Raw genomic sequence first — 19573 nt, forward strand, 5'->3', positions numbered from 1 at the left:
TGCACCCAATTTAAATCCAATCTAAATAAAAATAACAAAATGAAATTCATCACCACCCTATTTTTTATATTGGGAGCACAGTTTATATTTTCACAGGAAGTAGCAAGAATCGAAGGAACTGTTACGGATATTGACAATATCCCAATCCCCTTTGCAAGTGTTTATATTCCCGAACTGAAGAAGGGAAGTGCTGCCGATGCCGACGGAATTTTTACAATTAATAATATTCCGTATGGCGCATGGCAACTTACCGCGAGCGCCGTGGGCCATAAAACTACCACACTAACAATTAATCCCAACGAAGCTGTTTTAAGCGGCATTATTTTTCAGCTATCCTATGATAATGAATTGGATCAGGTAGAAGTTTTCGGAAACCGAAATGACCATCCCGACAAAATTGAGTCTCTAACTCGCTTGCCGTTAAAACCCTATGAGCAAATACAAAGTATCTCTGTACTTTCAGAAAAATTGATTGAGGACCAAGGTGCTTTGAGCATTTCCGAAGCGACCAAAAACGTGCCAGGGGTTTACACTTTCGCAACCTACGGCAACAAACGGGAGAGCATGTCTTCCCGCGGATTTAGAGGCATCCCCATCTTAAAAAACGGTGTCCGCATACATTCCGACTTTCGGGGAGTGGGTATTTTAACAGATATGCAGGGCGTAGATAATATTCAGGTTTTAAAAGGAACAGCCTCCATAACACAAGGTGTAGCCACAGATCTGGGAAGCCCGGGAGGAATTATAAATATTGTTACAAAAACTCCAAAATATACTTCCGGTGGAAGCGTAAGCCTACGGGGAGGAAGCTTTGGGCAAGTACGTCCTACCTTTGACGTTTACGGCCCTTTGAACAAAGAAAAAAACCTAGCGTTTCGCTTAAATGGCGCCTTGGAAAGAGCCGATAGTTTTAGGGATTTGGTTGAAAAAGAGAGTTTCTATTTTAACCCTTCCTTTGAATGGAGAGTGAATGAAAAGACAACTGTAACTTTAGAACTAGATCATTATTATGACAGTCGAACTCCAGATTTGGGCACGGTAAATTTGGCCGAAAATGACACAAATGCCATTTACGATCTTCCACATTCACAATTTTTAGGGTTCGAAAACGATCGTTCAATTACCGAAAACACTACTTATGCCATTAGAATGGACCATGAGCTAAATAACAAGCTTACCTTAAAAGGTGCCTTTTACAGTTCTTCTTTAAAATTAAACGACAAAGGGGCAAGCTTAGGCGAAACGATTGAAGAAAATGATACGCCAATTTACAATATTCGCGAGCGCAGTTACACCACTTCTACCCGCGATGACAACAATAGTGTGCTGCAATTTGATTTAATTGGAGATAACGTTTACACAGGTTCTATTAAGCACACCTTCCAAGTAGGCTTTGATTATCGCGCTTCCCGATTTGGCACTAGTAGTCAATCTGCTGGCGTGATTGACACTATTAATGTCTTTCAAAATATAAGTCACACCTTGCCCGCTATAGCGCTGGATGCAGCAAGGACAAGTGGGGGAAAAACCCACTCACTCGGCTTTGTGGCACAGGATGTAATTTCTTGGAACACTTGGCTAAAAACATTTTTGGGAGCTCGTTTTAGTTCAACCGAAACCATTTCAGAAGCTGAGAATACACGTAGTGATGCCTTCAACCCGTTGGGAGGAATAATTGTTTCGCCAATTAAAAATGTAAATGTTTTTGTTTCTTATACCAACAGTTCCTATCCGCGTACGGCATCGCGTTTAGGTGAGAACGGTGAGGAATTGGGTAACGAGCGTTACGACCAATTGGAAACCGGTTTTAAGTCCACTTGGCTCAATGACCGTTTGCGTTTCAATTTAACGCTTTATAAAATCAACAATAAAAACATAAATCTGCCTGTTTATGATGAAACCTGGACAAATATTTTATACTATGCTAAAGGCGGAAATGACCAACGACAAGGAATAGAAATAGAACTCACCGGGCGTCCGCTAGAAAACTTGGAATTAATTGGCGGCTATGCATATATTGATTCGCAGTACAAAGAACACACTTCATACGTGTACGGATCGGCACCGTTAAACACACCCAAACACACCTTTAATGCCTATGCCAATTATTCCTTTAGAAACAACATTTTAAAAGGACTTTCCATAGGCGCTGGAGCCTACTTTACCGGGGAACGCCCCATAAACGATTGGTCGTCCGGAGCTGTTACCCATCAAGGAATTGTGCCAAACCAAAAACCTTTTGATGTGGAAGCCTACTCCATGGTAAACTTTCAAGCAGAATATAAATTCGATAAAAACTGGAGTCTTCAATTTCTGCTGAACAATGTGTTCGATAAAATAGGCTATAATGCCTATAGAACCAGATATATCAATCAGACCGAGCCACGAAACTTTGCAGGTGTATTGCGTTATAATTTTTAGTTTTTTGAATTGTTAAGTGTCCAAAGGCACAACGTAAGTTGTGCCTTTTATTAATTTTAAAGCCATTATGAAAACAAAAAAATATACGCTTCGAAAATTTATAAACGATGTTCATCTTTGGTTGGGAATCGGTAGCGGAATCGTACTCCTAATTATTTGCTTGACGGGTACCGTTCTCACTTTCGAGCAGGAAATAAAGGGACTCTTTGCCGAAGAGATAACTGTTCTGCCTACTAGGAATGCGCTTCCAATTGAAAACCTGACAAAATCACTTTCCAATGAAGGTGAAGTATTGCGCGTGAGCATAAATCCTGATAACACAAAACCTTATGCGTTTTCGGTTAAAACAAATAATGAAGACAGGCGCGGAACTACCTATTTTGTAGATCAATACAGCGGAACTTTTACAAAGGCTGCGCCAAATGTATTGGACGGCTTTTTTATGACAATGTTTAAATTGCACCGCTGGTTGCTGTTAGACATAGCTATCGGAAGACCAATTGTAGGTATTTCAACTATACTATTTTTAATACTATCCATTACGGGAATTGTACTTTGGTTTCCGAAGAAAAAATTAAAGAAATTAAAATGGAAGCATTTAAAACCAGGATTTAAAATTGCGTGGCGCGCGAAGTGGAAAAGAGTAAATCACGACCTACATGTTACCCTAGGATTTTATACAGCAATATTTTTAATTATAATGTCGCTAACAGGTTTGTTCTGGTCTTTTGAATGGTATAAAGATGCCGGAAGTGCCGTGCTTGGCACCCCTGTATTTGCAGGACGCGGCGGAGGACCCAAAATAAATTCCAAAGCTCCAAAAAACACGAAACAGATTAGTTTTGAGGATGTACTAAAGATTACTCAGAATGAACTTGCTTTTCAGGGAACAACCGAATTACAAATTCCTACAGATCAAACAGAAATTTTCAGCGTAAAAAAATACCATGATCAAGATTTTTTTCAGACTGCAGTAGATGAATTAAAAATAGATCGCGATGGAACGCTAATTTCAAAGCAAATTTTTTCGGAAAAACCCTTAAACGTACAGATTGCAAGTTCCATCAAAGCAATACATATGGGAACAATCTACGGGTAGTTTTCAAAAACAATATATTTTATTTCCTGTTTAATAGCTACGAGTTTACCCATTACGGGCGTAATAATATGGCTGAACAAATTGAAGAAAAAACCTAAGGGAAAGCAGCAACAACTTAAGGCGTAGTGCTTGAAACCTGCAATATTTTACCGTTGTAGAATTTATTCCCATTAAGTGAAAAATCCATAATATATTGCGCCATTTCTGTAGCCGAAAGCGGTGCTTTAAAACCGGGAAAAGCTTCGGCAAGCATTTCGGTTTGTACCGATCCCAAGGCCATAACATTAAAAGATGGACCGGTTTCTTTGTATTCTTCTGCGAGTAATTCAGTTAAGGCAATTAAAGCTCCCTTACTACTGCTATATGCGCTGAGCCCAGGAAACTTTACGCTTCCCTGTACGCCACCCATACTGCTAATGTTTAAAACGTGTCCCTTCTTTTTCATAAACGGAATTACTGTTTTTATTAACGAAGTTGGCCCCAAAATATTTACATCATAACACTTTTTAAATTCTTCGGAGGTAATTTCGGCAAAAGGTTTATTCACCAGAAATCCTGCGTTGTTTATTAAAACATCAACTGTTTTCATTGAAGTTTGAAGGAAGGCAGAAAGTTTTACTATTTCAGACTGATCGGCTATATCAAATTCTAGCGCGGCAACGTTCTTCAGTTTTAGATTTGAAATAGGTTTAGAATTTCTTGAAAGTGCTAGTACATTGTGTCCGGCTTCAGAAAAAAGCTTTACCATTTCAAAACCAATTCCACGGGAAGTACCTGTAATTATTATGTTTTTCATAATTTCAATAAATTAAAAAACCTCACAGGTCTCAAAGACCTGTGAGGTCTAACTCACTTTAGTTTTTTCAATTAAACAAACATCGTCACAGGATTCTCAATATACTGTTTTACAGTTTGCATAAACTTGGCCCCTGTTGCGCCATCGATAGTACGGTGATCGCAAGCTAGTGTAACCTTCATCGTGTTACCTACTACTATTTGTCCGTTTTTAACAACCGGTTTTTGAACAATCGTTCCAACAGATAAAATTGCCGAATTTGGTTGGTTGATAATTGAAGTAAACTCCGTTATTCCAAACATTCCAAGGTTTGAAACTGTAAACGTACTACCTTCCATTTCCTGAGGTGTAATTTTTTTGTTACGTGCTTTTCCGGCAAGCTCCTTAACTTGAGCTCCTATTTGTGAAAAAGTCATTTGGTCTGCAAATTTTAATACAGGAACTAACAATCCTTCATCTACTGCCACGGCAACACCAATATGAATGTGTTTTGCAATTTTGGTTGCCTCCGGCGTCCATTGGCTGTTTACCTGCGGATGTTTGCGCAATGCCATGGCGCACGCTTTAATTACCATGTCATTGAACGATATTTTTACATCGGGAGTAGCATTTATAGATTCACGAGCTGCAATTATGTGGTCCATATCCAACTCAACGGTTAAATAATATTCGGGAGCGGTGAATTTCGATTCGGCTAAACGTTTTGCAATGGTTTTACGCATTTGCGAGTTTTTCACTTCCTCAAAACTTTCGGTTCCAACCGGTGTGTAAGCTTGTCCGCCACCGGCAGCTGGATGATAATTTTCAATATCGCTTTTAACGATACGGCCATTTTCTCCACTACCAACAACTTGACGTAAATTAATTCCTTTTTCCTCGGCTAAAACCCTAGCCAAAGGCGATACAAATATTCTTTCCTGTTGTTGGCCATCATCAGTTTTTGGTTTTGCCGACGAAGTATTTTTTGTTTCTGAAACTTTTGCCGGCGCCGATTCCTTCTTATCTTCTTTTGAAGGTTTTTCTTCGGAACTTTTTTCCTTTTTAACCGAAGATTTTCCTTCTTTTTTGAAATTTTCTAACAGCCCTGAAACGTCTGTACCTTTCGGGCCTATTACGGCCAAAACCTCATCTACCGGTGCCGATTCGCCTTCGCCTATACCAATTTTTAAGAGCGTCCCCGAATAAAACGATTCAAACTCCATAGTGGCTTTGTCTGTTTCAATTTCAGCAAGAATGTCGCCTTCGGCTACTTTATCACCTTCTTTTTTTAACCAAGTGGCAACTGTTCCTTCGGTCATAGTATCGCTTAAACGCGGCATGGTAATTACTTCAACACCTTCGGGCAGTTCGGCTCCAGATGAAGATTCTTCAGATTTTTCTTTGGTGTCTTCATTTTCAGAATCCTTTTTCTCAACATTATCATTTTTAGAAGTATCTTTTTCTGAAGTGTCATTTTCCGAATCTTCGTTTGATGAACCATCTTTTTTATCGTCAGATTTTCCATCAATCAATGCTGAAATGTCTTCGTCTTTTTCACCAATAATTGCTAAAAGTGTATCTACAGCTGCGGTTTCGCCTTCGTTAATACCAATGTGGAGCAAGGTACCTTCGTAAAACGATTCGAACTCCATTGTTGCTTTATCTGTTTCAATTTCGGCAAGAATATCGCCTTCCTTTACGGTGTCGCCCACTTTTTTGAGCCAGGTTGCTACCGTACCTTCTTCCATGGTGTCGCTTAAACGCGGCATGTTTATTACTTCTGCCATTTCTTATAATTTATCTGATAAAAACGGGTAATCTTCTTGCTCGTAAACAGAATCGAACATTACGTTCTTCTCTGGATATGGAGATTCATCTGCAAATTTTTCACATTCCTCTACCAACTTTTTCACTTTTTTGTCAATCTTTTTTATGTCTGCTTCCGTTGCCCACTTATTCTCATAAATTTGATGAAGCACATAAGTAATGGGATCTTCTTCTTGCTTTTTGGCCACTTCTTCCTTTGTACGATAATGTTGGGCATCGCTCATAGAGTGCCCTCTGTAGCGATAGGTTCGTAATTCAAGGAATGTAGGACCATCGCCACGACGTGCGCGCTGTATAGCTTCATCCATTTCCTTTGCTACTACTTCCGGTTTCATGGCATCAACTGGTTTGCAGGGCATTTCGTAGCCTAAACCGAGCTTCCAAATATCAGTATGATTGGCAGTACGTGCAACCGAAGTTCCCATAGCGTAGCCGTTATTTTCAACACAAAATACCACGGGCAGCTTCCAAAGCATTGCAAGGTTAAAAGTTTCGTGAAGCGACCCTTGGCGCGTTGCTCCATCGCCCATATAGGTTATGGTTACCGCATCTCTTTCAAAATATTTATCGGCAAAAGCCAAACCAGCGCCCAGTGGAATTTGCCCACCAACAATACCATGACCCCCATAAAAACGGTGTTCTTTGGAAAAAATATGCATGGAGCCACCCAGACCTTGAGAGGTTCCAGTTGCCTTGCCATAAAGCTCTGCCATTACTCTTTTAGGATCCTCGCCCATCCCTATGGGCTGCACGTGGTTACGGTAAGCGGTAATCATTCGGTCTTTGGTAAGATCCATAGCGTGCAGCGCACCTGCCAAGACGGCCTCTTGGCCATTGTAAAGGTGTAGGAACCCCCTCACTTTTTGATTGATATATACTTGTGCTAGTTTATCTTCAAACTTACGCCAAAAGAGCATGTTCTCGTACCAATCTAGATACGTTTTTTTGGTGATTTTCTTCATCTATCTGCTATAAGGTTTTCCCGTGGGGAAAATAATTAAACGGATAACAAAAGTAGTACTTTATAAGCAGAAAATACAAATTCCAAATCCCAAAAACGAAATCTGAAATATTTACGGAGTTTTAAATAAATTCCAGATTTAAAAAAAACAAATTGTAAGTTTTAAGCTTAGCTTTTTCTTTAGAGATATTTGGCATCAAAACCCAGCGGCAATAAATCCATTATGGAAGCCACTTTAATAATGTCGCCAGATTCGCCGCGAAAGTAGATAGCTATTGGGCTTTTTTGTTTTTGTTCGTATTCGGCAAGCGATTGGCGGCAGGCTCCGCAGGGTGCAATGGCCTCGGTTACCTCATGACTTTCGGCTTGTACGGTAATGGCGAGCGCCGTAATCGTTTCATTTGGAAAGTTGGCACCCGCACTAAATACAGCCACCCTTTCGGCACAAAGCCCCGAGGGAAAAGCTGCATTTTCTTGATTGTTGCCCAATACAATTGTTCCGGATGCAAGACGTAACGCTGCTCCCACCCTAAAACGCGAATAAGGCGCATACGCATTTTTACATGCTTGCTGCGCCTTATTCATTAATTCTTGAATGCTTTTTGGAAGCTCCGAAACGGATTCAAAAACTTCCAAGGCAATCTCAATTTTTTGTTTTTTCATTTTATGTTTAATTGCTCACTGGTTTAATTGACAAATTGATTTATTTAAAATTAAACTTTTAAACATTTAAACATTTCATTAGTTAAACCTTTCTAATACTCGTCGTACTCATCGCCAAAGTTAAATGTTAACCCAAAACGAAGGGTACCATCCAGCGGACTATTTGCCAATTTTGAAGTAGAGAACAAGTACGAAATATCAATATTAATGGCGGTATAGCGGAAACCTGCTCCGAATGAAAGAAACTTTCTACTTCCCTTAACGTCACTTTCGTTGAAATAACCCGTACGGAAAGCAAATACATCTTGGTACCAATATTCGGCTCCCAGAGCCCAGGTAAATTCTTTCAACTCTTCACTAAAACCGTCTGGCGCATCGCCAAATGAAGAGAACATACCACTAAAGAAACTTTCGTTGTAATAATCGTCTTCACTATTAATTACACCGTCGTTGTTAGAATCGCTTGGGGTTGGAACCAACAACTTATTAACTTGTGCAGAAACACCTACTTTGTTGTACTCGTCTAAGATAAAATCGAATCCGCCACCTAAAGCGAGGTTTGTTGGCAAGTTACTTTCCGAGCCTACCTCGTCGTACTTAAGTTTAGGACCAATGTTAGAAATATTGAAACCCAATCTCCAACGGCCGTCAAAATCGTCGTAAGGAATTTCTTCACTTTGGTAATACCCTGCAACGTCTACGGCTACTGAGCTTGCTGCAGAAGCATCTGCCACCGCAGTTTGAAGTTTTAAATCTGAACGAATATAGCGTCCGGCAACGGCCATAGAGAATCGTTCGCTAAGCCTAAGTGCATATGAAACATCAAAAAGCAATTCGTTTGGTTTAACCAATAATGGCTCTTCATCTGCTGTTTGGCGCAATTCAATCTCCCCATTACTGAAATATCGGAAACTTGCACCCACGGCGCTTTGTTCGTTTAAACGGTTATAATAAGTAATATTTCCTAAGAATATATCATTTACCAACTTGCTTAGATAGGGGGTGTAGGTTACACCCACGCCCTGCTTTGAAAGTGCAAAAGCGTATTTTGCTGGGTTCCACTGCTGTGAAAAAGCATCGGCAGAAGTAACTACGCCAATATCTCCCATACCAGCGGCACGAGGGTCTGCGGCAATAAGTACAAATGGAACACCTGTTGTTATTACACGATTTTCAATTCCTGTATTATCCTCTTGTGCAACAGATTTAAATGCCACAAGGCCTAACAAAATTGGAATAAATAATTTCTTCATATTAAATAATTTTGAGCAAATATAAATTTAATTTTTAAAGGATGACGAGTTTCTCAAATTTTTCAACCCGCTGATTTGTTAACGCCGAATTAACGGTAATCTTATAAACGTACACACCTTTTCCGATACGATCGCCAAAATCATCGCGGCCGTCCCACGTAATTTCACGACACAGATAGCTTCCAGAAGGTGGCAAGGTTGCATTTTTTGTCCACACCACTTTTCCCGTTACCGTAAACACCTGAACCTGTACATCTAAAGTTTCATCTGGCCTGTTGTGGTTAAACCAGAATTGGGTGTAATTTACAAAGGGGTTGGGGTAATTAAGTACGCGGGTAATTTCGAGTTTATCGTTACCAGCCACTATAAACTGTATTTCGGCCGTTGACGAATTATTGTAAACATCCCATGCTTTTAAAGTTAGGGTATGCAAACCATCTTCAAGGTCGCGAAATTTAAAGGTTGCTTTTCCTTTGGTATAGTCGTCAACGTCGGCTTGATAAAATTCGTTTAAAACAAACGGATTAGACTCATCGCCATCCAGAATTGCAACTATATCGTGGCCTATACCACTCGCAGTGTTTATACCGTTGGTATCTTCAAGTTTGGCGAGCAACATAGGAGAATCGTCTGTGATTCCGCCCGACACAAAACTTTCGTCGTTCATAAAAAGTTTTATTAGCGGCCCTTCGTTGTCTTCGGGAGCATTTTCATTTAATCCGCCAACATCTATATCTAAGTTTACACCTGCCTGATCTTCCAGTTCGTTATTGCGTTTGGCATATAGACTTACTCTGCCTTTCCCCACAGGGATTTGAATATCTCTGGGAACCACAAATTCGAATTCAAAAAGTCCGTTGGCAATGGTTGCTTTCCCATTAAATAATGATTCACCCAAAGTGGTAAAATCCATTATAAAGTTAAAATTATCGTTATCTAATGTTTGCCTCATTACGTTTTTGTCGAACACTTTTGCTTCTAAAATACCGTTATAATCTGCCATTAGCATCCCCGCTTCATTTATAACTTCGCCAGCAAGTTTTATTTTGCTCAAAGCTTTTAAAGTATCTGTTGCTTGCCCGATAGGTACATCGTTCAACCGTGTAATTCGAATACTTTTTTTAGGAAAAGCAAGATGCATTGCAGGATCGCCAATATAGAAAACCACGCGTCTTAAATCGCTATCTATACCTTGCTTTGCGAGTCTAAGCCCTTCGGCCGGAGTTTCTGGCACATCTCTTCCGTAGCCAAAAAGATTGTCTGCCAGTAGCTGATTGAACAATACCCCCGTATTAATATAAATTGCCCGAGTAGTTGTAACCAAGGAAATGGCTCCTCCTTCTTTATTTAAATAGGTAAGTTCGCCAGCTGTAATACGCAATGGGTTGTCAAATTTGGTAAATTCGCAGGTAACTGTAACCACACACGGCAAGTTGTCTTTGTTTCGCAGATTTTGCGCAGTTTCTTTAGTGTAAATATACTCCGCAGCTAGACCATCTTCACCCCCATGGCCAAAATAATCTATAATAATAGCGCCTACATCAAAAGCACTTTTAATGGCTTCGTTTACTTCTGGATAACGGCTACCACCGGCAGAGGCTTCTTGTTGGTAGGCATCGGTGTGAATTTTTTTCACATTAATAAACGGCTTCTCCATAGAAATTTGATCGCCCAACGCATCTAGTTTTAACTGTAATTGCTCCTCATTATCTTCATCGATATCGTCAGAAATTAATACAAAATTGGTTCTCCAGTTGCCATACGAACTTTCGGAGGTGTATTTTATAATTTTATCGACCATGGCATTGGCCATGGAAACATTATCTGCAATTATTCTGCCCATAGCGATGTCTAACAAATCAATATCTGTGGTACCTGAGCCAATAGTGCCCTCACATGGATCCATATTTCCGAAGAAATCGTCAGACATAAACGATTGTGCAATACTAACCCCCGTAAGTGTTTGAAAAGTTGGAACAATATTGTTGTTGTTCGCCAGTCTGTTTTTATAATCTATAGATGCATCGCCTAAAATACCTACATATTTTACCCGTTTTGCTTCGGTGGAAGCGTTGTTATAAACATAGCGAACAAAATTCCTGATTGCGCTAATATCCTGACTGCCACCGCTAAATTCCTCATAAATCTTGTCTGTGGTTACCACTTTTACATTAAGCCCTTGAAGGTTTTTATGATACGTTGCCAAACGCAATGCAGGTTGAATTAAGAAAGGTGCTGTAATAATAAGATAATCTACATCTCGAAAATTTCCGGAACCATCCTTAAAAATAGTGCCTTTTAAATTTTGATTCTGAACAACCGGTTGTGCAACCTTAACAGGAGCCAAATAATTGGAAGGCCCTACGGCAACATACTCACGCACTTGCCCAAGTGTTTGTTTAAAACTGAATGAGGAAGCATTGTTTTCGTTTTGTTTTGAAGTAATAAACTGGGAGTCGGTAACGTCCCAAACTTGCGAAAACTGTGCGGCATTGGTTATTTGGTATTCACCCACGCCAGTAAGGGTTTCCGCAGCATTATATCTAAAAGGCAATTGTCCTTCGGCACCACTTAATGTTCTAACGGCCCATAGGCCAATATAGTCCAAATATGCAATGCTCGAAGGATTACCAGCGTTGTTGTATGATAAATCTATTTGAACAGTTTCGCTGCTGGCTGGAATTTCTTTTCTATATTCATCTAAATCTAAAAGCCCTCCCACTCCTAGAGCTCGAAATTCTATTGGGTCTAGCGAGGTGCTATTAACAGTTACCGCCATTGAAGTGGCACTTTCTGAAGCCGCAGCCGTTTTAATGGTGAGTTGTATTGGTTTGCTGGAAACTATATTTGGGAATTCAAAATTAAAACTTTGTTCATTATTAATATCGAATCGATTGCCAAACCATTTTCTACCCAGTTTTGTCGGACTTTCTTCGTCCTTTTCATAAAATTGATAATCGTCAAATTCTGAAATAGTAAAATCTACCGTTCCTGTTGGTTCAACCATGGGGCGCACCCGTTTACCGGCATCTCCACTTACGGTTACATAATAAAATGAATTGTCTGTATAAGGGTTTAAATTTGAATCGTTTTCTTCTACATAACCATTAGTACTGGTACCATAAAATAGAATGTAGTCGTTACCATCAAAGGACCCGTCTTCTTCACCTACAACTTGAATGGCTATTTCGGGCAGGTCAAAAAATTTATTTTCTTCATTCAACAACGGTAAGGATTTGCCTCCAAAACCATATATTTTAATATTTCTTGGATTAATGCCATCTACGTTCATTCCCAAGCTACTCAGAAAAGATCTGTCTATTTTGTGAATTCCAGTTTCGGCTACCTTAAATTTATACCACTTACCACTTGCAAGCACCGAATTAGTGATATCCGGCGTATAGTCTGTACAAAATGGACCATAGCGATAATCTACATCAAAAGACAATACTTTTTTATACCCACTGTTGGTTTTGATTATAGGTGAAATTTTTAATAAAGTGAAGAGTTTTTCCCTAGAGTGCGAACTACCAAGGTAGTATTCTAATTTATCGGGTACTAATTCGGTATCAATCAGGTTTAGTTCTTCGGCAGAAACCGAGCCATAACGCACATTGGTAAGCGTAACCGAAGTTTTATCGGCAAAACCCGCATCCTCCCATTTAGTTTGATAGCTAATTGCTTCTTTATTTAATTGAAGCTTTAATGCAGCCTTAGCTTTTTGCTTGGTGGTTGATGAAGATTCAGTGCCTTCAATTTTACTCGCAGCGGGTCTGGAATTTCCCCAATCTATGGTTATGCTTTTTGATTGCGCCTTTCCTAAAAAAGGCAGGGCTATAAAAACAAAAAATAGTATCGCTTTTCTCATTAGTACCAATAACGCTTCAAATATACACTTAGTATAACGCATTTTTTTAAAAGTTTTCTGTATTGTCGCATTAGGATAATAATTTTAAAACTAATACGTTTGCAACTTTATTGGTCTTAAAACCTTTTAAAACCCTACAGCGCAATAATAACAAAATATTATTGTGTTTTTGTCGTTAATTACTATATTGCGAACCCAATTTTATCATATTTGAATCTATGATGTTTAGAAAAAACCTAACGTTAAAGCTATTTATTACTTTAATAGCAGCCACACTTCTAGTTGGTTGCAACAAATCCAGAGACTATAAAAACAGTTCTCGAGCCACCGGCTGGAAAATGAATGCCAAAGAAGGAGGCTTTCAATACAATCCGCAATCTAGAGAACAGGAAACAGGCCCAGGCCTTGTATTTGTTGAAGGCGGTACTTTTACCATGGGTAGAGTACAAGACGATCCGATGCACGATTGGAACAACTCGCCTAACCAACAACACGTTCAATCATTCTATATGGATGAAACTGAGGTTACTAACCTTATGTATCTTGAATATCTTGATTGGTTAAAACAAGTATTCCCTCCTACCGACGAAAGTTATAGAAAAATTTATGAAGGCGCTGTACCAGATACATTGGTTTGGAGAAATCGTTTAGGTTTCAACGAAGTTATGACCAATAACTATCTTCGCCATCCTGCCTATGCCGAATATCCTGTAGTAGGGGTAAGTTGGATTCAAGCAGTTGAGTTTAGTAATTGGAGAACTGATCGCGTAAATGAAATGGTTTTGGCAAATGAAGGCATTACCGCCAGAAATGCACCTTATGAAGTTGAACCTGGCGAAACATTCAATACAGCAACCTATTTAAACGCGCCAACACTAACATACGGTGGTAATGATTCTATTACCCGCGGTGGGAAAAAATCTGAATCTATTGCAAAAAGAAGCAAAGACAGTACAAATTTATACATTCAACGTAAAGATGGTTTGCTTATGCCAGCGTATCGTCTTCCAACCGAAGCTGAGTGGGAATACGCAGCCCTCGGTCTCGTTGGGCTTCGAAACTACAATGCTTACAGAGGTAAGAAAAAATACCCTTGGGAAGGTCAATATACCCGTTCAGGCAAAAGAAGATCGCGTGGAGACCAAATGGCAAACTTTAAACAAGGTGATGGTGATTACGGAGGTATAGCTGGTTGGAGTGATGATGGTGCAGATATTACAGCTCAAGTAAAATCATACGAACCAAACGATTTTGGACTTTACGATATGGCCGGTAACGTTGCCGAATGGGTAGCAGATGTTTACCGCCCAATTGTTGACGATGAGTTTAACGATTTCAATTACTACAGAGGTAACGTTTACACCAAAAATGCTATTGGAGAAGATGGAAAAGTAAAAGTAGTTACAAAAGATTCTATTGTTTTCGACACTTTAAGCAACGGAAAAATTGTAGCTCGAAACCTTCCAGGCGGAATCCTCCAAGTTCCAGTTGATGAAAATGAAACCTATTTAAGAACAAACTTCTCCCAAAGCGATAATCGCGATTACAGAGACGGCGATAAACGATCATCTCGTTACTATCAATCATTTGCCGATGAAGAAGGCGAAGGTGCCGACAACACTAATCGCATGTACAATTCACCTATTCAAAAGGTTTATGTAGATAGCTCTGGTACCCTAGATCGTCAGTACGATAAATCATCAAATAGAACTACACTTATAGACAACGAAGTTCGTGTTTATAAAGGAGGTTCATGGAGAGATAGAGATTACTGGTTAGATCCTGCACAGAGACGCTATTTCCCCCAAGATATGGCTACAGACTATATTGGGTTTAGATGCGCAATGAGTCGCGTTGGTTCAAAATCTAAAAAAGGGAAGCGCCCCAGAAATTAGCGATTTAAAAATTAAAAAAACAACCCTCCTTGGCATACAGCTTCGGAGGGTTTTTTAGTATATTTATTTCATGAATATAGCATCCCTTCACACGTATTTTTTGCAGAGCAGTGGCGTTTGTACAGACACCCGAAAAATTGAAAAAAACTGCATGTTTTTTGCTCTTAAAGGTGAAAACTTTAACGGAAACTTATTTGCACAGGAAGCACTGGATAAAGGTGCTTTTAAAGTTATTGTTGATGAAACTGCCTTTCATAAAAATACTGGTGAAACTATATTGGTAGAAAATGTACTGTTAACGCTGCAGCAACTGGCACGCTTTCATAGAAAAAATTTAAATCTGCCTATTATTTCACTCACTGGGAGCAATGGCAAAACAACTTCCAAAGAGCTTATAAATGCTGTTCTTTCCCAAAAGTTTAATACCGTGGCAACACAAGGCAACTTAAACAACCACATTGGCGTTCCCCTAACTTTGCTCAATATGAATAAAGAAACCGAAATAGGCATTGTTGAAATGGGAGCCAATCATTTGGGTGAAATAAAAATGTTAAGCGAGATTGCAGATCCAGATTACGGGTATATTACCAACTTTGGAAAAGCCCATTTAGAAGGTTTTGGCAGCTTAGACGGTGTGGTTCAAGGTAAGACTGAACTGTATCAATATTTAAAAAAACACAAGAAGAAAATTTTTGTGAACGCCAACGATCTAAAACAATTAAATAAGTCCGAAAACAGTGAAAGAGTAACCTTTGGCACAAAACATAGCGATTATAATATAGAATTGCTAGATGGCTCGCACCAGCTTTTGGTGGCATTCAACAACACCGAAATACAGAGCAATTTAGTAGGGGCCTACAACTTTGCCAACCTTTCTGCGGCAATAGCTATTGGTGCATTTTTTAATATTTCTGCAAAAGAAATTAAGGTGGGTATTGAAAGCTATACACCGTCAAACAACCGTTCGCAATTGATTAAAAAAGGCACAAACACGGTTTTAATGGATGCGTATAATGCAAACCCAACCAGTATGATGGCTGCTTTGGAAAACTTTAAACAAGCCAAGGGCGAAACCAAAATTATGTATCTAGGCGATATGTTTGAACTGGGAAAGGAAGCTGAATCCGAACATCAAAATATCGTTGATTTTTTAACCGAAAACTCCTTCGGAAATGTGTATTTAGTAGGAAGCAATTTTTTTAAAACAGCCAATAATTCTTCACATATAAAACAATTTGAAACTTTTGATGAATTGCGTGAAACATTAAAAACCAATCCTCCAAAAAATGCTACAATATTAATTAAAGCTTCGCGTGGAATGGCATTGGAGCGGATTTTAGATTTTTTATAATTATATTTTGAAGTGGGCCATGTTGGATTCGAACCAACGACTTCCACGTTGTCGACGTGACACTCTAAACCAACTGAGTTAATGGCCCTATATACAAAGCTTGAAAATACAAAATCCGAAAGGTAAAACAAACTGGCTTTTTACAGTTATTTATCAAATTTTTTAATGGGCTTCTTTTTAATCATGCCTCCTTTCGCATCTTTAACCGAAGTCATGATCATAAATGCTTGCTTGTCTATTTTTTCAACTTCTGTTTTTAGCTTGCTCATTTCCAAACGGGTAATTACAGTATAGACCACATCAACGAGTTTCCGCGCTTCCCCCTTCTTTGCAAAGCCGTTTTCACCTTTATAAATTGTACAGCCTCGACCCATTTTTTCAATTATTGCCAATCTTATTTCTTCATTTTTATCAGAAATAATTGTAATCCCCATAAACTCTTCAATTCCATCAATTACAAAATCAACAGTTTTTGAAGCGGCAAAATAAGTGAGTATTGCATAAAGTGCAATTTCTGTAGAAAGAAAATAAGCTGCCGCGGTAAATATAGCAACGTTAAAAATCATAATTACATTTCCAACGGTAAGGCTGGTTTTTCGGCTAATATAGATGGCCAACACTTCGGTACCATCAATAATAGCACCACCGCGAATAGCCAGTCCGATGCCCAAACCTAAAAACAGTCCTCCAAAAGCCGCTACCAATATTTTATCGTCTGTAATTGCAGGGTACGGAATAACCGCCACGGCAACCGCCAGTAGCACGATCCCCATAACGCTTTTAATTGCAAATCTCCGTCCGATAGAAAAGTACGCCAGAATTAAAAAGGGCAGGTTAAAGCAGACTAATAACAATGAAAATGTAACTCCGGTTAATTCGTTCACCATAAGGGAAACCCCGGTAACGCCACCATCAATAAACCCATTAGGAATTAAAAAACCCCTTAGTCCAAATGATGCTGAAACCACTCCCAATAGTAAAAAGAAAAAATCTCCCACTTCGTGAACAATCTCAATTTCAAGATTGTTCACCCGTTTTTCAAGAGGTTCTGTTGCGCTTTTTGATTTTCCGGTCTTTTGCCGACTTTTTACTACGTCTGTTATTATTTTATGAATAAATGGAATCAAAAATTTTAGTTTTAAGTGGTGGTGGTTTCAAAGTTAAACTTATTCGCATAAATAATGAACACAGTATAACACAATAAAAAAAACCGAAGCTTTCACTTCGGTTTTTTAAAAACTGGTGGGCGATGAGGGGTTCGAACCCCCGACCCCCTCGGTGTAAACGAGGTGCTCTGAACCAGCTGAGCTAATCGCCCTCATTGTTTAGAGGTTGCAAATATAAGCTAGTTTTTAATTCCCGCAAACATTTATTTGAAAAAAAAATTATAAAACTTCAGCAACCACAAACGTACTGCCACCGATAAAAACTAAATCCTCCGGTGAAGCAGCTCGCAGCGCCGCTTTATAAGCCTGTAACACCGAAATATACTCCTCCCCGACGAGTCCGAAACCACGAGCTTTAGACAATAATAGCGATGCATCCATTCCTCTTGGAATGTTTGGTTTACAGAAGTAATAAATGGCGTTTTTGGGAAAAATTGGCAGCACGGAGGTTAAATCCTTATCGTTTACCACACCCAATACAATATGGAGTTTTTCAAAACGCTCTTTAGCCAGTTGGGCAATCACCAATTGCAAACCTTCTTTATTATGGCCGGTATCACAGATTGCGTTTGGACAACTGTTTAGCTTTTGCCAACGCCCCATTAATCCGGTATTTTTAACCGTATTTAACAATCCGTTTTTAATGTTTTCCTTAGAAATACTCCAGCCGATTTGCTGCAAAACCATCAAAGTCGCTAATACGGTTTTTATATTTTTTTCTTGATAAATACCTTTTAAGTCTGAAATATAATCTAGGCCATTCAAGTTTTCGGCAAAACTAATGGGAGCATATTTTTGTGCAGCAACGGTTTCAAAGATATGTTTCGTTTCGGGAACTGTTTCTCCTATAACAACAGGTGTATTGCTTTTAATAATACCTGCCTTTTCACCTGCCACTTTTTCTAAGGTATTACCCAAAAACTGTGTATGATCAAGCCCTATATTTGTAATTACTGAAATTTCCGGAAGAACGATATTTGTGCTATCTAGCCTTCCTCCCATTCCTACTTCAATAATGGCAATGTCTACTTTTTCATTTCTAAAAAAGTCAAACGCCAATCCCACAGTCATTTCAAAAAAAGACAATTGGTTATCTTTAAAATAAAGTTGGTGTTTTTCAACAAAATCTGAAACGTAGAGTTTCGGAATCATTTCACCATTAATTTTAATTCGTTCGCGAAAATCTTTTAGATGAGGCGAAGTATAAAGCCCGGTTTTGTAACCAGCTTCTTGAAAAACCGAAGCCAGCATATGGCTGGTGCTGCCCTTGCCATTGGTGCCGGCAACGTGAACACTTTTAAAACTTTCCTGGGGATTACCTAAATAATTTGCAAGATTGATGGTAGCTGCTAAGTCTGCCTTATACGCAGATTGTCCGACCCGCTGATACATTGGGAGCTGTGCAAAAAGCCAAGCAATGGTCTCTGAATAGTTGATAGCAATAAATTTAAGATACGAATTTACTGAGAAAGACTAAATCTATAGATAATTTTACCAATTTGTTTTACTGGAGCCTTATCGTCTGCATTAAATTTGGTTGCTAGAGCCGCTTTTTTCGCGGGCTCCAACAAGCAACGTGAATTGTTGGTAGTACCCCGCACTCCGGCAGTTGCACTGGTAACTTTCCCCAATCGGTTTACTTCAATACTTACAACTACAGTCCCGGCTTCGTTGCAATCTTGCACAAACTTTTCTTTATTAAGCGCCTTTCTTCCGCCAAGTAAATAGTTACCATCACCGTCCAATCCCTTACCAGTTCCATAATAGGCACTTGCATTCGGGTCGCCATCAATACTGCCTTTGTCGCCGGGATTTTTATCATTGCCTTCGCCTCCCGTGGCTGTGCCATCGCTTTTAGGACCATTCAAAATACTTGCAAGTGCATCGGTTGTAGATTTATCTGGTTTGGGGTCTGGCTTTTTTACTTCTTTTTTTGGCTGTTCCTTTACAGGAGTTACAGTTTGTTCCTTTTTTGGCTGTTCTTTTTTAATAACGGGAGCATCTTCCGTTTCCTGTGTTACTACTTCTTCTTTAATGTCGGTCTTAGGTTGTGTAACAGGCTCTGACGTTGCTCTTTGGGGCTCGGACTGTATTTTTTCAGTAGGCTGTACTGCACCGCTACCCGTCTCGGTAGTTCCGAAGTTAACGGCTATTCCTTGCTCTAATGGCGGATCCATATATTTCATACCCACATAAAACAGTAGAATAAGGATGATAACATGCACGATAATCGTGATTGTCATACTTTTTCGTTTATGTTTTGTGTTTAAAAAATTCAAGGATTATGATTTTGA

Annotated in this window: 13 protein-coding genes and 2 tRNA genes; 4 read left to right on the forward strand and 11 right to left on the reverse strand. The window is 39.2% G+C overall.

All coding sequences use genetic code 11. From position 1 onward, the window contains the following. Window positions 1-39 precede the first annotated feature (39 nt). Window positions 40-2421, forward strand: a complete 2382-nt coding sequence (locus tag QCQ61_RS02560; protein ID WP_279449156.1) for a TonB-dependent receptor — start codon at window positions 40-42, stop codon at window positions 2419-2421. A gap of 67 nt (window positions 2422-2488) precedes the next feature. After that, window positions 2489-3520, forward strand: a complete 1032-nt coding sequence (locus QCQ61_RS02565) for a PepSY-associated TM helix domain-containing protein (RefSeq protein WP_347814824.1) — start codon at window positions 2489-2491, stop codon at window positions 3518-3520. A 115-nt stretch (window positions 3521-3635) separates the two neighbouring features. On the opposite strand, the gene QCQ61_RS02570 is transcribed toward QCQ61_RS02565, so the two are convergent. The 6 genes from QCQ61_RS02570 to porU all read right to left on the reverse strand — a co-directional run bounded on the left by QCQ61_RS02570 (window position 3636) and on the right by porU (window position 12909). Then, a complete protein-coding gene (locus QCQ61_RS02570) occupies window positions 3636-4316 on the reverse strand; it encodes an SDR family NAD(P)-dependent oxidoreductase (protein ID WP_279449157.1) in 681 nt (226 codons plus the stop codon). Window positions 4317-4387: 71 nt separating this feature from the next. Further along, entirely contained in the window at window positions 4388-6082 is a 1695-nt protein-coding gene (locus QCQ61_RS02575; protein WP_279449158.1) for a pyruvate dehydrogenase complex dihydrolipoamide acetyltransferase, read from the reverse strand. 3 nt (window positions 6083-6085) lie between these two features. Further along, window positions 6086-7084 carry a pyruvate dehydrogenase (acetyl-transferring) E1 component subunit alpha gene (gene pdhA, locus QCQ61_RS02580; protein WP_279449159.1) on the reverse strand — a complete coding sequence of 333 codons (999 nt, stop codon included), beginning with the start codon at window positions 7082-7084 and terminating at the stop codon, window positions 6086-6088. A gap of 179 nt (window positions 7085-7263) precedes the next feature. Further along, window positions 7264-7746 carry a cytidine deaminase gene (gene cdd / locus QCQ61_RS02585; protein WP_279449160.1) on the reverse strand — a complete coding sequence of 161 codons (483 nt, stop codon included), beginning with the start codon at window positions 7744-7746 and terminating at the stop codon, window positions 7264-7266. Between the two features lie 92 nt (window positions 7747-7838). Beyond that, a complete protein-coding gene (porV, locus tag QCQ61_RS02590) occupies window positions 7839-8999 on the reverse strand; it encodes a type IX secretion system outer membrane channel protein PorV (protein WP_279449161.1) in 1161 nt (386 codons plus the stop codon). 34 nt (window positions 9000-9033) lie between these two features. After that, a complete protein-coding gene (gene porU / locus QCQ61_RS02595; RefSeq protein ID WP_279449162.1) occupies window positions 9034-12909 on the reverse strand; it encodes a type IX secretion system sortase PorU in 3876 nt (1291 codons plus the stop codon). A 179-nt stretch (window positions 12910-13088) separates the two neighbouring features. On the opposite strand from porU, the gene gldJ reads away from it, so the two are divergent. Together gldJ and QCQ61_RS02605 are read left to right on the forward strand one after the other, a co-directional pair. Then, on the forward strand, window positions 13089-14762 hold the full coding sequence (gene gldJ, locus QCQ61_RS02600) for a gliding motility lipoprotein GldJ (RefSeq protein WP_279450222.1): 1674 nt from the start codon (window positions 13089-13091) through the stop codon (window positions 14760-14762). 70 nt (window positions 14763-14832) lie between these two features. Then, window positions 14833-16113 (forward strand): UDP-N-acetylmuramoyl-tripeptide--D-alanyl-D-alanine ligase, encoded by a 1281-nt coding sequence (locus QCQ61_RS02605; RefSeq protein ID WP_279449163.1) that lies wholly within the window; start codon window positions 14833-14835, stop codon window positions 16111-16113. Between the two features lie 13 nt (window positions 16114-16126). Here QCQ61_RS02605 and QCQ61_RS02610 read toward each other — a convergent pair. From QCQ61_RS02610 to QCQ61_RS02630, 5 genes are all read right to left on the reverse strand, one after another. Further along, a tRNA-Val gene (locus QCQ61_RS02610) sits at window positions 16127-16201 on the reverse strand. Between the two features lie 58 nt (window positions 16202-16259). Next, window positions 16260-17240 (reverse strand): YitT family protein, encoded by a 981-nt coding sequence (locus QCQ61_RS02615; protein ID WP_279449164.1) that lies wholly within the window; start codon window positions 17238-17240, stop codon window positions 16260-16262. A 113-nt stretch (window positions 17241-17353) separates the two neighbouring features. After that, window positions 17354-17431: transfer RNA gene (locus QCQ61_RS02620), tRNA-Val, on the reverse strand. Window positions 17432-17498: 67 nt separating this feature from the next. Beyond that, the gene (locus QCQ61_RS02625; protein WP_279450223.1) at window positions 17499-18716 is read right to left on the reverse strand and encodes a bifunctional folylpolyglutamate synthase/dihydrofolate synthase; all 1218 of its coding nucleotides are present in this window, start codon (window positions 18714-18716) and stop codon (window positions 17499-17501) included. Window positions 18717-18739: 23 nt separating this feature from the next. Further along, a complete protein-coding gene (locus QCQ61_RS02630; RefSeq protein WP_279449165.1) occupies window positions 18740-19522 on the reverse strand; it encodes an energy transducer TonB in 783 nt (260 codons plus the stop codon). Window positions 19523-19573: the final 51 nt, after the last annotated feature.

The sequence above is a fragment of the Aequorivita marisscotiae genome (assembly GCF_029814825.1).
GTDB classification, from domain to species: domain Bacteria; phylum Bacteroidota; class Bacteroidia; order Flavobacteriales; family Flavobacteriaceae; genus Aequorivita; species Aequorivita marisscotiae.